At 38.8% G+C, this 19,029-nt stretch carries 18 protein-coding genes and 2 pseudogenes; 19 read left to right on the top strand and 1 reads right to left on the bottom strand.

From position 1 onward, the window contains the following. Positions 1 to 143: 143 nt before the first annotated feature. The 15 genes and pseudogenes from ACRCJ0_RS03180 (at position 144) to ACRCJ0_RS03250 (ending at position 15,116) form a co-directional block, all read left to right on the top strand. Positions 144 to 710 carry an NADPH-dependent FMN reductase gene (locus ACRCJ0_RS03180; RefSeq protein ID WP_419971785.1) on the top strand — a complete coding sequence of 189 codons (567 nt, stop codon included), beginning with the start codon at positions 144 to 146 and terminating at the stop codon, positions 708 to 710. Between the two features lie 414 nt (positions 711 to 1,124). Further along, a complete protein-coding gene (locus ACRCJ0_RS03185; protein ID WP_000420682.1) occupies positions 1,125 to 1,439 on the top strand; it encodes a YdcP family protein in 315 nt (104 codons plus the stop codon). 15 nt (positions 1,440 to 1,454) lie between these two features. Beyond that, entirely contained in the window at positions 1,455 to 1,841 is a 387-nt protein-coding gene (locus tag ACRCJ0_RS03190) for a YdcP family protein (RefSeq protein WP_000985015.1), read from the top strand. A 28-nt stretch (positions 1,842 to 1,869) separates the two neighbouring features. Continuing rightward, positions 1,870 to 3,255 carry an FtsK/SpoIIIE domain-containing protein gene (locus ACRCJ0_RS03195; RefSeq protein ID WP_000813488.1) on the top strand — a complete coding sequence of 462 codons (1,386 nt, stop codon included), beginning with the start codon at positions 1,870 to 1,872 and terminating at the stop codon, positions 3,253 to 3,255. A gap of 177 nt (positions 3,256 to 3,432) precedes the next feature. Further along, positions 3,433 to 4,638 (top strand): MobT family relaxase, encoded by a 1,206-nt coding sequence (gene mobT / locus ACRCJ0_RS03200; protein ID WP_000398284.1) that lies wholly within the window; start codon positions 3,433 to 3,435, stop codon positions 4,636 to 4,638. Positions 4,639 to 4,680: 42 nt separating this feature from the next. Beyond that, positions 4,681 to 4,902, top strand: coding sequence for a hypothetical protein (locus ACRCJ0_RS03205; RefSeq protein WP_001009056.1), 222 nt, complete (start codon positions 4,681 to 4,683; stop codon positions 4,900 to 4,902). A 116-nt stretch (positions 4,903 to 5,018) separates the two neighbouring features. Continuing rightward, positions 5,019 to 5,516, top strand: a complete 498-nt coding sequence (locus ACRCJ0_RS03210) for an antirestriction protein ArdA (protein WP_000342539.1) — start codon at positions 5,019 to 5,021, stop codon at positions 5,514 to 5,516. Between the two features lie 88 nt (positions 5,517 to 5,604). After that, positions 5,605 to 5,997, top strand: a complete 393-nt coding sequence (locus ACRCJ0_RS03215; protein ID WP_000723888.1) for a conjugal transfer protein — start codon at positions 5,605 to 5,607, stop codon at positions 5,995 to 5,997. Next, entirely contained in the window at positions 5,981 to 8,428 is a 2,448-nt protein-coding gene (locus ACRCJ0_RS03220) for an ATP-binding protein (protein ID WP_431389468.1), read from the top strand. Before ACRCJ0_RS03215 ends, ACRCJ0_RS03220 begins: the two co-directional genes overlap by 17 nt. A gap of 2 nt (positions 8,429 to 8,430) precedes the next feature. Beyond that, a complete protein-coding gene (locus tag ACRCJ0_RS03225) occupies positions 8,431 to 10,608 on the top strand; it encodes a CD3337/EF1877 family mobilome membrane protein (RefSeq protein WP_000804748.1) in 2,178 nt (725 codons plus the stop codon). Then, positions 10,605 to 11,606: a lysozyme family protein gene (locus ACRCJ0_RS03230; protein ID WP_000769868.1), complete on the top strand. Its 1,002-nt coding sequence runs from the start codon at positions 10,605 to 10,607 to the stop codon at positions 11,604 to 11,606. Before ACRCJ0_RS03225 ends, ACRCJ0_RS03230 begins: the two co-directional genes overlap by 4 nt. After that, on the top strand, positions 11,603 to 12,535 hold the full coding sequence (locus tag ACRCJ0_RS03235) for a conjugal transfer protein (protein WP_001224318.1): 933 nt from the start codon (positions 11,603 to 11,605) through the stop codon (positions 12,533 to 12,535). The genes ACRCJ0_RS03230 and ACRCJ0_RS03235 overlap by 4 nt, the downstream gene beginning before the upstream one ends. A 313-nt stretch (positions 12,536 to 12,848) precedes the next feature. Next, positions 12,849 to 12,896: pseudogene (locus ACRCJ0_RS03240) on the top strand (hypothetical protein); the annotation flags it as partial. A gap of 15 nt (positions 12,897 to 12,911) precedes the next feature. Beyond that, positions 12,912 to 14,831 carry a tetracycline resistance ribosomal protection protein Tet(M) gene (gene tet(M) / locus ACRCJ0_RS03245; protein ID WP_000691736.1) on the top strand — a complete coding sequence of 640 codons (1,920 nt, stop codon included), beginning with the start codon at positions 12,912 to 12,914 and terminating at the stop codon, positions 14,829 to 14,831. Between the two features lie 100 nt (positions 14,832 to 14,931). Further along, positions 14,932 to 15,116: pseudogene (locus ACRCJ0_RS03250) on the top strand (cysteine-rich KTR domain-containing protein). Positions 15,117 to 15,175: 59 nt separating this feature from the next. Here ACRCJ0_RS03250 and ACRCJ0_RS03255 read toward each other — a convergent pair. Next, complete coding sequence (locus tag ACRCJ0_RS03255; protein ID WP_001227347.1) at positions 15,176 to 15,529, bottom strand: helix-turn-helix transcriptional regulator; 354 nt, start codon at positions 15,527 to 15,529, stop codon at positions 15,176 to 15,178. A 504-nt stretch (positions 15,530 to 16,033) separates the two neighbouring features. Here ACRCJ0_RS03255 and ACRCJ0_RS03260 point away from each other — a divergent pair. From ACRCJ0_RS03260 to ACRCJ0_RS03275, 4 genes are all read left to right on the top strand, one after another. Continuing rightward, the gene (locus tag ACRCJ0_RS03260; RefSeq protein WP_000804885.1) at positions 16,034 to 16,456 is read left to right on the top strand and encodes a sigma-70 family RNA polymerase sigma factor; all 423 of its coding nucleotides are present in this window, start codon (positions 16,034 to 16,036) and stop codon (positions 16,454 to 16,456) included. After that, positions 16,453 to 16,683 (top strand): helix-turn-helix domain-containing protein, encoded by a 231-nt coding sequence (locus tag ACRCJ0_RS03265; RefSeq protein WP_000857133.1) that lies wholly within the window; start codon positions 16,453 to 16,455, stop codon positions 16,681 to 16,683. The genes ACRCJ0_RS03260 and ACRCJ0_RS03265 overlap by 4 nt, the downstream gene beginning before the upstream one ends. A 460-nt stretch (positions 16,684 to 17,143) precedes the next feature. Beyond that, positions 17,144 to 17,347 (top strand): excisionase, encoded by a 204-nt coding sequence (locus ACRCJ0_RS03270; RefSeq protein ID WP_000814511.1) that lies wholly within the window; start codon positions 17,144 to 17,146, stop codon positions 17,345 to 17,347. 81 nt (positions 17,348 to 17,428) lie between these two features. Next, positions 17,429 to 18,646, top strand: a complete 1,218-nt coding sequence (locus ACRCJ0_RS03275; protein WP_001291561.1) for a tyrosine-type recombinase/integrase — start codon at positions 17,429 to 17,431, stop codon at positions 18,644 to 18,646. Positions 18,647 to 19,029 lie beyond the last annotated feature (383 nt).

Genomic DNA, 19,029 nt, shown 5'->3' on the forward strand with positions numbered 1-19,029 from the left:
TAATTCAAACATTCCGCATAATATTTCGAAAACGAAACAAATCATTTTCCAAGCCTATCAAATCGTGTTACACTATATAAAAATAAGTAATTATTCAAATCTATATTACCCATTATTACAATTGAAAAAGGAGCTTACCCACCATGAAGACAGTCGTTATCAGCGGATCAAATGTCGGTACTAAATCACGTGTTGCTGCAGATGAATACATTAAACAAGCAAAAAGCTACCGCCCAGATGCGGACATGGAATTAATTGACCTGGCTGAAAAGGACATGGTCTTTTCAGATGGCCGCAATTATTTTGAATACCCTGGTGACACTGGCCAAGTCCTTAAAACCATCATGGCTGCAGATGTCTTAGTCTTCACCATGCCGACTTTCCAAGCTTCATACCCAGCTACCGTGAAAAACTTGTTCGATCTGCTACCCGTGAATGCCTTCCAGGACAAGGTGGTTGGCGTCATCAACACTGCTGGTTCTCCGCGTCATTATTTAATGGTTGAAACCCAATTGATGCCGATCTTAAATTATATGAAGGCCACTGTCGTCAACAAGTACGTCTTTATTGAAGACCGAGATTTTAGTCGCAATGAAATCGTCAGTGATGACATCATTTTCCGCATTGAACGTTTAGTTGATGATGTCTTCACCATGGCAGACGTACAAGCAGAAATTCAAGCCAAAAAAGATGCTGCTTACGGTTTTTAATAGCCAGCATTATCATATTGGAAAAAGCGTGCCCCAGGAAGGTCAGTCAACTCCTTGAGGCACGCTTTTTTTATGGCGAAAAATAGCATAAAAATCTAGTTATCCGCATAAAAACTGGACTTATCACACTTTATCAAGGTCAAAACCACTCAATTTACTACTAATTTACTACTTATGAATGAGCTTTGATACGACGATTTATCCTTGAAAAGTGAAGATATAAAGATACTTCCAATAAAATTTGAATATTTAATAGGTAGACACTTCAAAAAATGAGGTGTCTATTTTTTTACCCGATTTTGAAAGGAAGTGAACTTATGAAAACAAAAAATCAAGAATCAAAAGGTCGTTCCCCACTCTTTAAGACCATCAAACATTCATTCAGCCAATAAAAAAGAAAGGATAGGTAAAAATATGGAACTTAAATTTGTGATTCCCAACATGGAAAAAACATTCGGCAATTTAGAATTTGCTGGCGAGGATAAAGTCGTTCAGCGAAGAATCAACGGACGGCTAACTGTCTTATCAAGAAGCTATAATCTCTATTCTGATGTTCAAAGAGCAGATGATATTGTGGTGGTGCTTCCTGCTGAAGCTGGCGAAAAACATTTCGGCTTTGAGGAACGTGTGAAGTTAGTCAATCCACGTATTACCGCAGAGGGCTACAAAATCGGCACTCGTGGTTTTACAAATTACCTTTTACATGCTGACGACATGATAAAAGAATAAAGAAAGAGAGGAAAAATGATGAGATTAGCAAATGGCATTGTATTAGATAAAGACACGACTTTTGGAGAATTGAAATTCTCTGCTCTACGTCGTGAAGTGAGAATCCAAAATGAAGACGGGTCGGTTTCAGATGAAATCAAGGAACGTACCTATGACTTAAAATCCAAAGGACAAGGACGCATGATTCAAGTAAGTATTCCTGCCAGCGTGCCTTTGAAAGAGTTTGATTATAACGCACGGGTGGAACTTATCAATCCCATTGCGGACACCGTTGCTACTGCCACCTATCAAGGAGCAGATGTTGACTGGTATATCAAGGCAGACGATATTGTGCTGACAAAGGATTCTAGTTCATTCAAAGCTCAACCACAAGCAAAGAAAGAACCGACACAAGACAAATAGTCGCTAGGTAGAAAGGAGACTTTTTCGCATGAAACAGCGTGGTAAAAGGATTCGCCCATCTGGTAAAGATTTAGTCTTTCATTTTACGATAGCGTCACTCCTGCCTGTTTTCCTGCTGGTTGTCGGACTGTTTCATGTGAAGACAATCCAGCAGATCAACTGGCAGGATTTTAACCTATCACAAGCAGATAAGATTGACATTCCCTATTTAATTATCAGTTTCAGTGTCGCAATTCTTATCTGCTTGCTGGTAGCGTTTGTATTCAAACGGGTTCGCTATGATACGGTTAAACAACTTTACCACCGTCAAAAACTGGCAAAGATGATACTTGAAAACAAGTGGTATGAATCTGAACAGGTCAAAACAGAGGGTTTCTTTAAAGATAGTGCTGGTCGTACAAAGGAAAAGATAACCTACTTCCCTAAAATGTATTATCGACTTAAAAATGGCTTGATACAGATACGGGTGGAAATCACGCTGGGAAAATATCAAGACCAACTCTTACACTTGGAAAAGAAATTAGAGAGTGGCTTGTACTGTGAGCTGACGGATAAAGAGTTAAAGGATTCCTATGTGGAATATACTTTGCTCTATGACACCATAGCCAGTCGTATTTCTATTGATGAAGTAGAAGCTAAAGATGGTAAACTTCGCTTAATGAAAAACGTATGGTGGGAATATGATAAGCTCCCTCATATGTTGATTGCTGGTGGTACAGGTGGCGGTAAAACTTACTTTATACTGACACTGATTGAAGCCTTGCTTCATACAGATTCAAAACTGTATATTCTTGACCCGAAAAATGCTGATCTTGCGGACTTAGGTTCTGTGATGGCAAATGTCTACTATAGAAAAGAAGACTTGCTTTCTTGCATTGAAACATTCTATGAAGAAATGATGAAACGTAGTGAGGAAATGAAGCAGATGAAGAACTATAAGACTGGCAAAAATTATGCTTACTTAGGTCTCCCGGCACACTTCTTAATCTTTGATGAATACGTCGCTTTCATGGAAATGCTGGGAACAAAAGAAAACACCGCAGTTATGAATAAGCTGAAACAGATTGTCATGTTAGGTCGTCAAGCTGGCTTCTTTCTAATACTGGCTTGTCAACGTCCAGACGCAAAATATTTAGGCGACGGAATCCGTGATCAGTTTAATTTCAGAGTGGCTTTAGGTCGTATGTCTGAAATGGGCTATGGCATGATGTTTGGCAGTGACGTACAAAAGGATTTCTTCTTAAAGCGAATCAAAGGTCGTGGCTATGTTGATGTAGGAACAAGTGTCATATCAGAGTTTTATACTCCCCTTGTACCAAAAGGATATGATTTCTTGGAGGAAATTAAAAAGTTATCCAACAGCAGACAGTCCACGCAGGCGACGTGCGAAGCGGAAGTCGCAGGTGTGGACTGATCTTGCTGGCTGGTGTGGCAATAGCCACGCCAGCACTTAACCCCCCGTATCTAACAGGGGGGTACAAATCGACAGGAAACAGTCAAAAAAACATTAGAAAATCCTTTGGTTACAAGGGATTTACAAAATTTCAGCGTATGTCAAATGGGCTTTAAAAGTTGACATACGCCTTTTTGATTGGAGGGATTTTTACTGAATGAACAAACTTGGTTACAGCATTTAAAAGAAAAACGCTTGGCTTATGGACTATCTCAAAACCGTTTAGCTGTTGCGACTGGTATTACAAGGCAGTATCTAAGCGATATTGAAACAGGAAAAGTCAAGCCATCAGAGGATTTACAGCAGTCCCTTTGGGAAGCTCTGGAACGCTTCAATCCCGACGCTCCCCTTGAAATGCTGTTTGATTATGTAAGAATTCGCTTTCCGACAACAGACGTACAGCAGGTGGTCGAAAACATCTTACAACTGAAACTGTCCTATTTTCTTCATGAGGACTATGGTTTCTATTCTTATTCAGAGCATTATGCTTTAGGCGACATATTCGTCCTTTGCTCCCATGAACTGGACAAAGGAGTTCTGGTGGAATTGAAAGGTCGTGGGTGCAGACAATTTGAAAGCTATCTTCTGGCACAACAAAGAAGCTGGTATGAGTTCTTTATGGACGTTTTGGTGGCTGGCGGTGTGATGAAACGCCTTGACCTTGCCATTAACGATAAGACAGGGATTTTAAATATCCCTGTACTCACTGAAAAGTGCCAACAGGAAGAATGTATCTCCGTCTTCCGCAGTTTTAAAAGCTATCGCAGTGGCGAACTGGTACGCAAAGAGGAAAAGGAATGTATGGGAAACACCCTCTATATCGGTTCATTACAAAGTGAAGTTTATTTCTGTATCTATGAAAAGGACTACGAGCAGTACAAGAAAAATGATATTCCCATTGAAGACGCAGAAGTAAAAAACCGTTTTGAGATTCGATTGAAAAATGAGCGTGCCTATTATGCAGTCCGTGATTTACTCGTCTATGACAATCCAGAGCATACCGCCTTTAAAATTATCAATCGGTATATCCGTTTTGTAGATAAAGACGATTCCAAACCTCGTTCTGATTGGAAACTGAATGAAGAATGGGCTTGGTTTATTGGGAACAATCGTGAACGATTAAAACTAACCACAAAACCAGAGCCTTACTCCTTCCAAAGGACGCTGAACTGGCTATCTCATCAAGTTGCCCCGACCTTAAAGGTTGCGATTAAACTTGATGAAATCAACCAGACGCAGGTTGTAAAAGACATTCTCGACCATGCGAAACTGACAGACCGACACAAGCAGATTTTGAAGCAACAGTCAGTAAAAGAACAGGACGTGATAACAACAAAAAAATAACTCAAATACAAATTCATTGAATATAGAGAGGAGAACATTTTTATGAATTTTGGACAAAACCTTTATAACTGGTTTCTATCAAACGCTCAATCACTGGTGCTTTTAGCAATCGTTGTGATTGGCTTGTATCTTGGCTTCAAGCGTGAGTTTAGCAAACTGATTGGCTTTTTAATTATTGCGATTATTGCGGTTGGCTTAGTCTTCAACGCTGCTGGAGTAAAAGACATTTTACTAGAGCTATTCAATCGCATTATTGGTGCTTAAATAAAACCGTTCTTTTGTGGAATATAAGTGGTTTTCTTATGTTCCGCAAAGGAATGGTACACCAAACGAAGTGCGGTAGGGATTTTTGAATCTCTACAAAGAAAGGACGTGAATATATGGACGATATGCAAGTCTATATTGCGAATTTAGGCAAATACAATGAGGGCGAATTGGTCGGTGCGTGGTTTACCTTTCCCATTGACTTTGAGGAAGTCAAAGAGAAAATCGGCTTGAATGATGAATATGAGGAATACGCCATTCATGACTACGAGTTACCCTTTACGGTTGACGAATACACTTCCATTGGCGAACTCAATCGACTATGGGAAATGGTATCGGAATTACCCGAAGAATTACAATCGGAGCTATCTGCTCTGCTCACTCATTTTTCAAGCATTGAAGAACTAAGCGAACATCAAGAGGATATTATCATTCATTCCGATTGTGATGATATGTATGACGTGGCACGCTACTACATTGAAGAAACGGGTGCTTTAGGCGAAGTACCAGCTAGTCTTCAAAACTATATTGATTATCAAGCCTATGGTCGGGATTTAGACCTTTCAGGAACGTTTATCTCAACCAATCATGGGATTTTTGAAATCGTCTATTAAATCTGTCGGTACATTACTACTGGCAGATTTTCTATTTTACGGGGTGGCTCAATCAGCTACCCCTATTTTTTATGAAAGGATTGATTACATGAAGAAAATACGAAGCTATACCAGTATCTGGTCTGTGGAAAAGGTACTGTATTCTATCAATGATTTTAGACTTCCGTTTCCCATAACCTTTACGCAAATGACATGGTTTGTCGTGTCACTCTTTGCAGTGATGATACTTGGCAACTTGCCCCCTCTTTCCATGATAGAGGGAGCATTTCTCAAATACTTTGGGATTCCTGTGGCTTTCACATGGTTTATGTCTACAAAAACTTTTGATGGTAAAAAGCCTTATGGATTTTTGAAGTCTGTCATTGCTTATGCACTGCGACCAAAGCTGACCTATGCAGGAAAAAAAGTAACGCTTGGCAGAAACCAGCCACAAGAAGCCATTACAGCAGTTAGGAGTGAATTTTATGGCATATCCAATTAAATACATTGAAAACAATCTCGTCTGGAATAAAGACGGGGAATGTTATGCTTACTATGAGCTTGTTCCTTACAATTACTCATTTCTAAGTCCAGAACAGAAAATACAAGTGCATGATTCTTTCAGACAGCTTATCGCACAAAATCGTGATGGCAAAATTCATGCTTTACAAATCAGTACAGAATCCAGCATACGTTCTGCACAAGAGCGTTCCAAAAATGAAGTCACTGGCAAGCTCAAAGCGGTTGCCTATGACAAAATCGACCAACAGACAGACGCTTTAATATCCATGATTGGCGAAAATCAAGTGAACTACCGTTTCTTTATCGGCTTTAAGTTGCTTCTCAACGATCAGGAGTTTTCTATGAAAAGTCTTACCGTTGAAGCAAAAAATGCTTTGTCTGATTTTGTCTATGATGTGAACCATAAGCTGATGGGCGATTTTGTTAGTATGAGTAATGATGAAATCCTGCGTTTTCAGAAGATGGAAAAGCTCTTAGAAAATAAAATCTCTCGTCGTTTCAAAATCCGCAGGTTAGATAAGGACGACTTCGGCTATCTGATTGAACACCTTTACGGACAGACAGGCACTGCCTATGAAGAGTATGAGTACCATCTATCAAAGAAAAAGCTGGATAATGAAACGCTGATTAAATACTATGACTTGATTAAGCCTACTCGCTGTTTGGTGGAAGAAAAACAGCGATATTTGAAAATCCAGCAGGAAGATGAAACCGTCTATGTAGCTTACTTTACCATTAACAGCATTGTCGGAGAACTGGACTTCCCGTCCTCTGAAATCTTCTACTACCAGCAACAGCAATTTACATTCCCGATTGATACGTCAATGAATGTGGAAATTGTAGCGAATCGTAAAGCCCTATCTACTGTCCGCAATAAAAAGAAAGAACTGAAAGACTTGGATAACCACGCTTGGCAAAGTGATAATGAAACCAGCTCCAATGTGGCGGAAGCTCTGGAAAGTGTGAATGAGCTGGAAACCAATTTAGACCAAAGCAAGGAATCTATGTACAAGCTGTCTTATGTGGTAAGGGTATCAGCAAATGATCTTGACGAACTCAAACGTCGTTGTAATGAAGTGAAAGATTTTTATGACGATTTAAGCGTAAAACTGGTACGACCATTTGGGGATATGCTCGGCTTACATGAAGAATTTTTACCTGCCAGCAAGCGTTATATGAATGATTATATTCAATACGTGACCTCTGATTTCCTCGCTGGTTTAGGTTTTGGTGCTACTCAAATGCTGGGGGAAAATGAGGGGATTTATGTTGGCTACAGCTTAGATACTGGACGCAATGTCTATCTGAAACCTGCTCTTGCCAGTCAAGGGGTTAAGGGTTCAGTAACCAATGCGTTAGCGTCGGCTTTTGTTGGTTCGCTGGGTGGTGGTAAATCCTTTGCGAATAACCTTATCGTCTATTATGCGGTGCTTTATGGGGCACAAGCAGTGATTGTAGACCCAAAAGCAGAACGTGGCAGATGGAAAGAAACCTTGCCAGAGATTTCCCATGAAATCAATATCGTCACTCTGACTTCTGATGAGAAAAACAAAGGCTTACTTGACCCTTATGTGATTATGAAAAATCCCAAAGATTCTGAATCACTGGCTATTGATATTCTGACATTCCTTACGGGGATTTCCTCTCGTGATGGGGAACGCTTCCCAATCCTTAGAAAAGCCATTCGTGCAGTAACCAATAGTGAAATACGAGGGTTGATGAAAGTGATTGAGGAATTACGGGTTGAGAATACGCCACTAAGTACCAGTATAGCCGACCATATCGAAAGTTTTACAGACTATGACTTTGCACATTTATTATTCAGTAATGGTTATGTGGAGCAGTCTATCAGCTTAGAAAAACAACTGAACATTATACAGGTTGCGGACTTGGTACTTCCCGACAAGGAAACTTCCTTTGAGGAATATACCACTATGGAGCTTTTATCCGTTGCTATGCTGATTGTCATTAGTACCTTTGCTTTAGACTTTATCCATACAGACCGAAGCATTTTCAAGATTGTAGATTTAGACGAAGCATGGAGCTTTTTACAGGTAGCACAAGGAAAAACACTATCTATGAAGCTGGTTCGGGCTGGTCGTGCTATGAACGCTGGGGTATATTTCGTGACCCAAAATACAGACGACCTCTTAGATGAAAAACTGAAAAATAACCTCGGCTTAAAATTTGCATTTCGTTCCACTGACCTTAACGAGATTAAAAAGACCTTAGCCTTTTTTGGTGTAGACCCAGAGGACGAAAACAATCAGAAGCGATTGCGTGATTTGGAAAACGGGCAATGCCTTATCAGTGATTTATATGGTCGTGTCGGTGTGATACAGTTCCACCCTGTATTTGAAGAACTGCTCCATGCCTTTGATACCAGACCACCTGTGCGAAAAGAGGTGTAAATGTGAAACCATCAATAGTAAACAGAATAAAATCAAACTGGACGCTGAAACGTCTAGGTAAAGTGGCAATGACAGTGGCTTTCACACTTGTGATTGCCATTTTTCTTTTAGCCATGCTGGGAACGGTGGTTCAAGCTGCGGGCTTGGTAGATGATACGGTCAATGTGGCAAATGAATACAGCCGATACCCACTTGAAAACTATCAACTGGATTTTTATGTGGATAATAGCTGGGGCTGGCTTCCGTGGAACTGGTCGGACGGGATTGGAAAACAGGTCATGTATGGACTATATGCCATTACCAATTTTATTTGGACAATCAGTTTGTATGTTTCCAATGCGACAGGTTACTTAGTACAGGAAGCCTATTCCTTAGACTTCATTTCCGCTACAGCAGATTCCATTGGTAAGAATATGCAGACCTTAGCTGGTGTGAGTGCAAACGGATTTTCAACAGAGGGTTTCTATGTTGGATTCCTCTTACTCTTGATTTTGGTTCTTGGGGTTTATGTTGCCTATACGGGACTGATAAAGAGAGAAACCACAAAGGCAATTCATGCCATTATGAATTTTGTGCTGGTGTTTATCCTATCGGCTTCCTTTATTGCCTACGCTCCCGACTACATTAAAAAAATCAATGACTTTTCATCAGACATCAGTAATGCCAGTTTATCACTTGGCACGAAGATTGTCATGCCCCATTCCGATAGTCAAGGCAAGGACAGCGTGGACTTAATCAGAGATAGCCTGTTTTCCATACAGGTTCAGCAACCGTGGCTACTGCTTCAATACAACAGTTCAGACATTGAAAGTATCGGTATTGACCGTGTGGAAAGCCTGCTCTCCACCAGCCCAGATTCCAACAATGGCGAAGACAGAGAAAAAATTGTTGCGGAAGAAATTGAAGACAGAAGCAATACCAATCTAACCATTACAAAGACCATTAACCGTTTAGGTACAGTCTTCTTCCTATTTGTCTTCAATATTGGGATTTCCATATTTGTATTCCTATTAACAGGAATCATGATTTTCTCGCAGGTACTTTTTATCATCTATGCTATGTTTCTGCCTGTGAGCTTTATTTTAAGCATGATTCCATCATTTGATGGTATGTCAAAACGAGCCATAACAAAGCTCTTTAATACCATTTTGACACGAGCTGGAATCACATTGATTATTACGACAGCATTTAGTATTTCAACCATGCTCTATACCTTATCGGCTGGTTATCCGTTCTTTTTGATTGCTTTTCTACAGATTGTGACCTTTGCAGGAATCTACTTCAAGCTGGGCGATTTAATGAGTATGTTTTCTCTACAGAGTAACGATTCTCAAAGTGTGGGAAGTCGTGTGATGAGAAAACCTCGTATGCTTATGCACGCTCACATGCACCGTCTACAGCGGAAACTTGGACGTTCCATGACTACTCTAGGGGCTGGGTCTGCCATTGTTACAGGTAAAAAAGGACAGTCGGGTTCGGGGAGTTCTGCAAGGACACAAGCAGATCACTCCCGACCAGACGGAAAGGAAAAATCAACACTTGGAAAACGTATCGGTCAAACCATCGGTACAGTAGCTGATACCAAAGACAGAATGGTAGACACTGCTAGTGGTTTGAAAGAACAGGTTAAAGATTTGCCGACCAATGCAAGATATGCAGTATATCAAGGAAAATCCAAAGTAAAAGAGAATGTCCGTGATTTAACCAGTAGTATTTCTCAAACCAAAGCGGACAGAGCCAGTGGACGCAAGGAACAGCAGGAACAAAGGCGAAAAACCATTGCGAAGCGTCGCTCTGAAATGGAACAGGTCAAACAGAAAAAACAGCCTGCTTCTTCTGTTCATGAAAGACCGACTACAAGACAAGAACAATATCATGATGAACAGACCTCAAAACAGTCTAATATTCAGACTTCATATAAGGAATCTCAACAAGCCAAACAAGAGCGTCCAGCAGTTAAGTCCGATTTTTCAAGTCCAAAAGTGGAACGCCAAGGCAATACCGTTCAAGAAAAAACCGTTCAAAAGCCAGCAACTTCAACCACTACAGCAGATAGAACTTCACAACGTCCAATCACAAAAGAACGTCCGTCTACTGTTCAAAGAGTACCACTACAAAATACAAGAAGTAGACCACCAATCAAAACCGCCACCATTAAGAAAGTCGGTAAGAAACCATGAAGTTGAAAACTTTAGTGATTGGTGGTTCTGGATTATTCTTGATGGTCTTCTCACTGCTTCTGTTTGTTGCCATTTTATTTTCAGATGAACAGGACAGCGGAATTTCCAATATTCATTATGGAGGTGTGAATGTTTCCGCAGAAGTGCTGGCTCATAAGCCTATGGTAGAAAAATATGCCAAAGAATATGGCGTTGAAGAATATGTCAACATACTTCTTGCGATTATACAGGTGGAATCGGGCGGTACTGCGGAAGATGTTATGCAGTCCTCGGAATCCCTCGGTCTTCCACCTAATTCATTGAGTACAGAAGAATCCATTAAGCAAGGTGTGAAGTATTTCAGTGAATTATTAGCCAGTAGCGAAAGGCTCAGTGTAGATTTAGAATCGGTTATCCAGTCCTACAATTATGGTGGTGGTTTCTTAGGGTATGTGGCTAATCGTGGAAATAAATATACCTTTGAACTGGCTCAAAGTTTCTCAAAAGAGTATTCAGGTGGCGAAAAAGTGTCTTACCCCAATCCCATAGCCATACCTATCAATGGGGGCTGGCGATACAACTATGGCAATATGTTTTATGTGCAACTGGTAACGCAGTATCTTGTCACAACAGAGTTTGATGATGATACGGTACAAGCCATCATGGACGAAGCACTGAAATATGAGGGCTGGCGATACGTTTACGGTGGAGCTTCCCCGACTACTTCTTTTGATTGTAGCGGACTGACACAATGGACGTATGGAAAAGCTGGAATTAACTTACCACGAACCGCACAACAGCAATATGATGTGACCCAGCATATCCCACTATCGGAAGCACAAGCTGGCGATTTGGTTTTCTTTCATTCTACCTATAACGCTGGCTCTTATATTACTCATGTTGGGATATACCTTGGCAATAACCGTATGTTTCATGCAGGCGACCCAATCGGTTATGCCGACTTAACAAGCCCCTACTGGCAACAGCATTTAGTGGGAGCAGGACGAATCAAACAATGAGAAAGGAAGATTTAATGATGAAATTTAGAAAAAATCAGAATAAAGAAAAACAGATACCAAAGGAAAAGAAACCTCGTGTCTATAAGGTCAATCCTCATAAAAAGGTTGTGATTGCCTTGTGGGTACTTTTAGGGCTTAGTTTCAGCTTTGCGATATTCAAGCACTTTACAGCTATAGATACTCATACTATTCACGAAACAACTATCATAGAAAAGGAATACGTTGATACTCATCATGTAGAAAATTTTGTAGAGAACTTTGCGAAAGTCTACTATTCATGGGAGCAATCCGATAAGTCCATTGATAATCGAATGGAAAGTCTAAAAGGCTATCTGACAGATGAACTTCAAGCTCTCAATGTTGATACAGTACGCAAAGATATTCCTGTATCGTCTTCTGTAAGAGGATTTCAGATATGGACGGTAGAGCCAACTGGCGACAATGAGTTTAATGTAACCTACAGTGTAGACCAGCTCATTACAGAGGGAGAAAATACAAAGACCGTCCACTCTGCTTATATAGTGAGTGTCTATGTAGATGGTTCTGGAAATATGGTACTGGTTAAGAATCCGACCATTACCAACATACCTAAGAAATCAAGTTATAAACCAAAAGCCATTGAAAGTGAGGGGACGGTTGATTCCATTACAACCAATGAAATCAATGAGTTTTTAACGACGTTCTTCAAGCTCTATCCTACAGCGACAGCCAGTGAACTTTCCTACTATGTGAATGACGGGATATTAAAACCAATCGGAAAAGAGTACATCTTTCAAGAACTGGTAAATCCTATTCACAATCGTAAGGATAATCAAGTCACGGTATCGCTGACAGTGGAGTATATCGACCAGCAGACCAAAGCAACGCAGGTATCTCAATTTGATTTGGTACTTGAAAAGAACGGGAGTAATTGGAAGATTATAGAATAACAAATATTGGTACATTATTACAGCTATTTTGTAATCACGTACTCTCTTTGATAAAAAATTGGAGATTCCTTTACAAATATGCTCTTACGTGCTATTATTTAAGTATCTATTTAAAAGGAGTTAATAAATATGCGGCAAGGTATTCTTAAATAAACTGTCAATTTGATAGTGGGAACAAATAATTGGATGTCCTTTTTTAGGAGGGCTTAGTTTTTTGTACCCAGTTTAAGAATACCTTTATCATGTGATTCTAAAGTATCCGGAGAATATCTGTATGCTTTGTATGCCTATGGTTATGCATAAAAATCCCAGTGATAAGAGTATTTATCACTGGGATTTTTATGCCCTTTTGGGCTTTTGAATGGAGGAAAATCACATGAAAATTATTAATATTGGAGTTTTAGCTCATGTTGATGCGGGAAAAACTACCTTAACAGAAAGCTTATTATATAACAGTGGAGCGATTACAGAATTAGGAAGCGTGGACAAAGGTACAACGAGGACGGATAATACGCTTTTAGAACGTCAGAGAGGAATTACAATTCAGACAGGAATAACCTCTTTTCAGTGGGAAAATACGAAGGTGAACATCATAGACACGCCAGGACATATGGATTTCTTAGCAGAAGTATATCGTTCATTATCAGTTTTAGATGGGGCAATTCTACTGATTTCTGCAAAAGATGGCGTACAAGCACAAACTCGTATATTATTTCATGCACTTAGGAAAATGGGGATTCCCACAATCTTTTTTATCAATAAGATTGACCAAAATGGAATTGATTTATCAACGGTTTATCAGGATATTAAAGAGAAACTTTCTGCCGAAATTGTAATCAAACAGAAGGTAGAACTGTATCCTAATATGTGTGTGACGAACTTTACCGAATCTGAACAATGGGATACGGTAATAGAGGGAAACGATGACCTTTTAGAGAAATATATGTCCGGTAAATCATTAGAAGCATTGGAACTCGAACAAGAGGAAAGCATAAGATTTCAGAATTGTTCTCTGTTCCCTCTTTATCATGGAAGTGCAAAAAGTAATATAGGGATTGATAACCTTATAGAAGTTATTACTAATAAATTTTATTCATCAACACATCGAGGTCCGTCTGAACTTTGCGGAAATGTTTTCAAAATTGAATATACAAAAAAAAGACAACGTCTTGCATATATACGCCTTTATAGTGGAGTACTACATTTACGAGATTCGGTTAGAGTATCAGAAAAAGAAAAAATAAAAGTTACAGAAATGTATACTTCAATAAATGGTGAATTATGTAAGATTGATAGAGCTTATTCTGGAGAAATTGTTATTTTGCAAAATGAGTTTTTGAAGTTAAATAGTGTTCTTGGAGATACAAAACTATTGCCACAGAGAAAAAAGATTGAAAATCCGCACCCTCTACTACAAACAACTGTTGAACCGAGTAAACCTGAACAGAGAGAAATGTTGCTTGATGCCCTTTTGGAAATCTCAGATAGTGATCCGCTTCTACGATATTACGTGGATTCTACGACACATGAAATTATACTTTCTTTCTTAGGGAAAGTACAAATGGAAGTGATTAGTGCACTGTTGCAAGAAAAGTATCATGTGGAGATAGAACTAAAAGAGCCTACAGTCATTTATATGGAGAGACCGTTAAAAAATGCAGAATATACCATTCACATCGAAGTGCCGCCAAATCCTTTCTGGGCTTCCATTGGTTTATCTGTATCACCGCTTCCGTTGGGAAGTGGAATGCAGTATGAGAGCTCGGTTTCTCTTGGATACTTAAATCAATCATTTCAAAATGCAGTTATGGAGGGGATACGCTATGGCTGTGAACAAGGATTGTATGGTTGGAATGTGACGGACTGTAAAATCTGTTTTAAGTATGGCTTATACTATAGCCCTGTTAGTACCCCAGCAGATTTTCGGATGCTTGCTCCTATTGTATTGGAACAAGTCTTAAAAAAAGCTGGAACAGAATTGTTAGAGCCATATCTTAGTTTTAAAATTTATGCGCCACAGGAATATCTTTCACGAGCATACAACGATGCTCCTAAATATTGTGCGAACATCGTAGACACTCAATTGAAAAATAATGAGGTCATTCTTAGTGGAGAAATCCCTGCTCGGTGTATTCAAGAATATCGTAGTGATTTAACTTTCTTTACAAATGGACGTAGTGTTTGTTTAACAGAGTTAAAAGGGTACCATGTTACTACCGGTGAACCTGTTTGCCAGCCCCGTCGTCCAAATAGTCGGATAGATAAAGTACGATATATGTTCAATAAAATAACTTAGTGTATTTTATGTTGTTATATAAATATGGTTTCTTGTTAAATAAGATGAAATATTTTTTAATAAAGATTTGAATTAAAGTGTAAAGGAGGAGATAGTTATTATAAACTACAAGTGGATATTGTGTCCTGTATGTGGAAATAAAACACGATTAAAGATAAGGGAAGATACTGAATTAAAAAATTCCCCCTCTATTGTCCGAAATGCAGACAAGAAAATTTAATTGAAATAAAGCAGTTCAAAGTAACTGTGATTACAGAGCCAGACGCAAAGACGCAGAGCCGATAAAATGAGATTAATACAATCTCATTTTATCGGCTCTTTCCGTTATGTATGGATTCTTTTAATTAGTCTTCGATGTTTCTTGCTTCGTTGATACCGCTGGCTAAAGATTCCATTAAGGATAGTTCTTTGTCTGTAAAGCTATCCATGTATTTCTCTATCTGTAATCGTCGGGTGCTTTTTACCAAGTTATTAGCAGGTAAGAAAAATTCATCAACGGAAACATGAAGTAACGATACAAGGTCATAAAGAACTTGTATGCTGGGGTGTTGCCCTTTATTTTCAATATTAGTTAAGTACCGTGGGTCAATTTCAATCAATGCTCCCACTTGTTCACGAGTTAAACCTCGTTTCAATCGAGCTTCTTTAATGGCTAAACCAAAGGCTCTAAAATCATATTTATCTTCTTTTTTACGCATAGTAGACCACCTCTATACATTTTATTGTTCCTACTGAATTAAAAACAGGTATAGAAAAACGTGTTATATGGTTTATAGGTTTATATTTAATAAAAAGCACTACTAAACGCCAATAAAAAAAACCGTTATATGGTAGTGCTATTTACGCTGTTAAAATATTGTATATTACTTCCAAATGGCGGTTTGTTGGAGGTCAACGTCGCCATGAAGTACATCATATACAATAAATTTCCTTACATTGGGTTCTTGTCAAAAAAAGTCGTCTATCTGCAATAGATAAGTACGTCCACCAATGTGGTTTTATAAATCATATAGATAGAATAACAGAAGCATGTAAACAGAGAAATAAATCTGTTTATATGCTTTTTTGGCTATTCAGAACTTTTTTACAAAGTTTATTTATCAGTAATGCAACAAATCCCCCTTTCACATTGGGACTAAGAGTGAAAGGAGATAAACGAGCAAGGCTCACTTCCTTTCCTAGACAGAAAGGGGGTGAGAAACATGAAACCATCTTCTTTTCAGACCACAATAGAAAATCAGTTTGACTATATCTGTAAACGTGCTATGGAAGACGAGCGAAAGAATTATATGCTTTATCTTTCAAGGATTGCAAAGCGTGAGGTGTCCTTTTCGGATGTTGGCGATTATCTTGTTAGCCAGTTTGCGACAACAGATAACTATTCAACTGACTTTCAGATTTTTACACTCAATGGGTTATCAGTAGGCGTTGAAAATGATTTGTTGAGTGAAGCATTACGTGAGTTGCCAGACAAGAAACGTGAAATTCTACTGCTGTTTTACTTTATGGACATGAGCGATTCAGAAATTGCAGACCTGTTGAAATTGAACCGTTCTACTGTCTATCGGCATAGAACCAGTGGACTAGCCTTAATTAAAAAGTTTATGGAGGAATTTGAAGAATGAAAACACAATATCCTATGATTCCCTTTCCTCTCATTGTAAAGGCAACAGATGGCGATACCGAAGCGATTAACCAGATTCTACATCATTACAGAGGGTACATAACGAAGCGTTCCCTACGACTTATGAAAGATGAATATGGCAATCAAAGTATGGTCGTTGATGAAGTCTTACGTGGAAGAATGGAAACCAGACTGATTACAAAGATTTTGTCATTTGAAATTAAGTAATATCCTCTCTCCTTTCGTGGAAGCGTGCTAAACCATTCCACGCTTCCCGAACAGGGAGGTTTGTTATTCCACCAAAGCATATTGAGCTTTCAATGTGTTTTGATAGGCTAACGAGCCATTGTTCTTTGAAAACTGAATAAAAGTAATCGAATACGTTTCGATAAGAAAAGAGCCAACGGAACTAACCGCCATGACCTATCTTATAAAGATAGCGAGCGATTCATGTTAGTGATCCGAGAAGCAATCTTTAGCAGGATTGCCTGCAACGACATTCTTATCGTGATAATGATACTCCCATACAGTCAATAGTCCGAGCGTGATAAAACCGTCGCAGGCAATGAGTATGGCTACATGAGAACCATGCAGGGGTGGAACTCCCGTGAGCTTTGCTAAAGCTGTTCGATTGCTGGTAAAACAACTTTTATGAAATCCAAATAAGTGATTTGGAAAGGAGGATTTTATGAAGCAGACTGACATTCCTATTTGGGAACGTTATACCCTAACCATTGAAGAAGCGTCAAAATATTTTCGTATTGGCGAAAACAAGCTACGACGCTTGGCAGAGGAAAATAAAAATGCAAATTGGCTGATTATGAATGGCAATCGTATTCAGATTAAACGAAAACAATTTGAAAAAATTATAGATACATTGGACGCAATCTAGCGTCGCCAAAGGGTCTTGTATATGATAAAATAGTATTAAGTCGTATCAAGGCTCTTTCCATAAAGGAAAGGAGCAAATGCCATGTCAGAAAAAAGACGTGACAATAAAGGTCGAATCTTAAAGACTGGAGAGAGCCAACGAAAAGACGGAAGATACTTATACAAATATATAGATTCATTTGGAGAACCGCAATTTGTTTACTCGTGGAAACTTGTGGCTACAGACCGAGTACCAGCAGGAAAGCGTGATTGTATCTCACTTAGAGAGAAAATCGCAGAGTTACAGAAAGACATTCATGATGGTATTGATGTTGTAGGAAAGAAAATGACACTCTGCCAGCTTTACGCAAAACAGAACGCTCAAAGACCAAAGGTTAGAAAAAACACTGAAACTGGACGCAAATATCTTATGGATATTTTGAAGAAAGACAAGTTAGGTGTAAGAAGTATTGACAGTATTAAGCCATCAGACGCTAAAGAATGGGCTATTAGAATGAGTGAAAATGGTTATGCTTATCAAACCATCAATAACTACAAACGTTCTTTAAAGGCTTCATTCTATATTGCTATACAAGATGATTGTGTTCGGAAGAATCCATTTGACTTTCAACTGAAAGCAGTTCTTGATGATGATACTGTCCCTAAGACCGTACTAACAGAAGAACAGGAAGAAAAACTGTTAGCCTTTGCAAAAGCTGATAAAACCTACAGCAAAAATTATGATGAAATTCTGATACTCTTAAAAACAGGTCTTCGTATTTCAGAGTTTGGTGGTTTGACACTTCCAGATTTAGATTTTGAGAATCGTCTTGTCAATATAGACCATCAGCTATTGAGAGATACTGAAATTGGGTACTACATTGAAACACCAAAGACCAAAAGTGGCGAACGTCAAGTTCCTATGGTTGAAGAAGCCTATCAAGCATTTAAGCGAGTGTTAGCGAATCGAAAGAATGATAAGCGTGTTGAGATTGATGGATATAGTGATTTCCTCTTTCTTAATAGAAAGAACTATCCAAAAGTGGCAAGTGATTACAACGGCATGATGAAAGGTCTTGTTAAGAAATACAATAAGTATAACGAGGATAAATTGCCACACATCACTCCACATAGTTTGCGACATACATTCTGTACCAACTATGCAAATGCAGGAATGAATCCAAAGGCATTACAGTACATTATGGGACATGCTAATATAGCCATGACGCTGAACTATTACGCACATGCAACATTCGATTCTGCAATGGCAGAAATGAAACGCTTGAATAAAGAGAAGCAACAGGAGCGTCTTGTTGCTTAGTAGTACAAATGAATTTACTACTTATTTACCACTTCTGACAGCTAAGACATGAGGAAATATGCAAAGAAACGTGAAGTATCTTCCTACAGTAAAAATACTCGAAAGCACATAGAATAAGGCTTTACGAGCATTTAAGAAAATATAAAAAGATAATTAGAAATTTATACTTTGTTTGTGTAAAAAATTTTGACAAAGGGCTTGTCATTTTTCAAAAAGCAAGCATTTAATTCGATTTCATTAATTCATCTACGTAAGCCACAACATCTGGTTGGTTGGCTTCAATTTCAGCAATCTTTTCAGCAAATTGTGGTAAATGCACTTTGTGGGCATATAATAATTCGTCCAAGACGCGTTTAGCCATCTGACCACCTGGTACCAACGGA

It is taken from the genome of Aerococcus sp. L_32 (assembly GCF_050689315.1).

Excerpts from the sequence above, each read along its gene's own strand:
- ACRCJ0_RS03180 (WP_419971785.1), top strand. The coding sequence starts at position 144 with ATGAAGACAGTCGTTATCAGCGGATCAAATGTCGGTACTAAATCACGT.
- ACRCJ0_RS03185 (WP_000420682.1), top strand. The coding sequence starts at position 1,125 with ATGGAACTTAAATTTGTGATTCCCAACATGGAAAAAACATTCGGCAAT.
- ACRCJ0_RS03190 (WP_000985015.1), top strand. The coding sequence starts at position 1,455 with ATGATGAGATTAGCAAATGGCATTGTATTAGATAAAGACACGACTTTT.
- ACRCJ0_RS03195 (WP_000813488.1), top strand. The coding sequence starts at position 1,870 with ATGAAACAGCGTGGTAAAAGGATTCGCCCATCTGGTAAAGATTTAGTC.
- ACRCJ0_RS03205 (WP_001009056.1), top strand. The coding sequence starts at position 4,681 with ATGAATTTTGGACAAAACCTTTATAACTGGTTTCTATCAAACGCTCAA.
- ACRCJ0_RS03210 (WP_000342539.1), top strand. The coding sequence starts at position 5,019 with ATGGACGATATGCAAGTCTATATTGCGAATTTAGGCAAATACAATGAG.
- ACRCJ0_RS03215 (WP_000723888.1), top strand. The coding sequence starts at position 5,605 with ATGAAGAAAATACGAAGCTATACCAGTATCTGGTCTGTGGAAAAGGTA.
- ACRCJ0_RS03220 (WP_431389468.1), top strand. The coding sequence starts at position 5,981 with ATGGCATATCCAATTAAATACATTGAAAACAATCTCGTCTGGAATAAA.
- ACRCJ0_RS03230 (WP_000769868.1), top strand. The coding sequence starts at position 10,605 with ATGAAGTTGAAAACTTTAGTGATTGGTGGTTCTGGATTATTCTTGATG.
- ACRCJ0_RS03235 (WP_001224318.1), top strand. The coding sequence starts at position 11,603 with ATGAGAAAGGAAGATTTAATGATGAAATTTAGAAAAAATCAGAATAAA.
- ACRCJ0_RS03255 (WP_001227347.1), bottom strand. The coding sequence starts at position 15,529 with ATGCGTAAAAAAGAAGATAAATATGATTTTAGAGCCTTTGGTTTAGCC.
- ACRCJ0_RS03260 (WP_000804885.1), top strand. The coding sequence starts at position 16,034 with ATGAAACCATCTTCTTTTCAGACCACAATAGAAAATCAGTTTGACTAT.
- ACRCJ0_RS03265 (WP_000857133.1), top strand. The coding sequence starts at position 16,453 with ATGAAAACACAATATCCTATGATTCCCTTTCCTCTCATTGTAAAGGCA.
- ACRCJ0_RS03270 (WP_000814511.1), top strand. The coding sequence starts at position 17,144 with ATGAAGCAGACTGACATTCCTATTTGGGAACGTTATACCCTAACCATT.
- ACRCJ0_RS03275 (WP_001291561.1), top strand. The coding sequence starts at position 17,429 with ATGTCAGAAAAAAGACGTGACAATAAAGGTCGAATCTTAAAGACTGGA.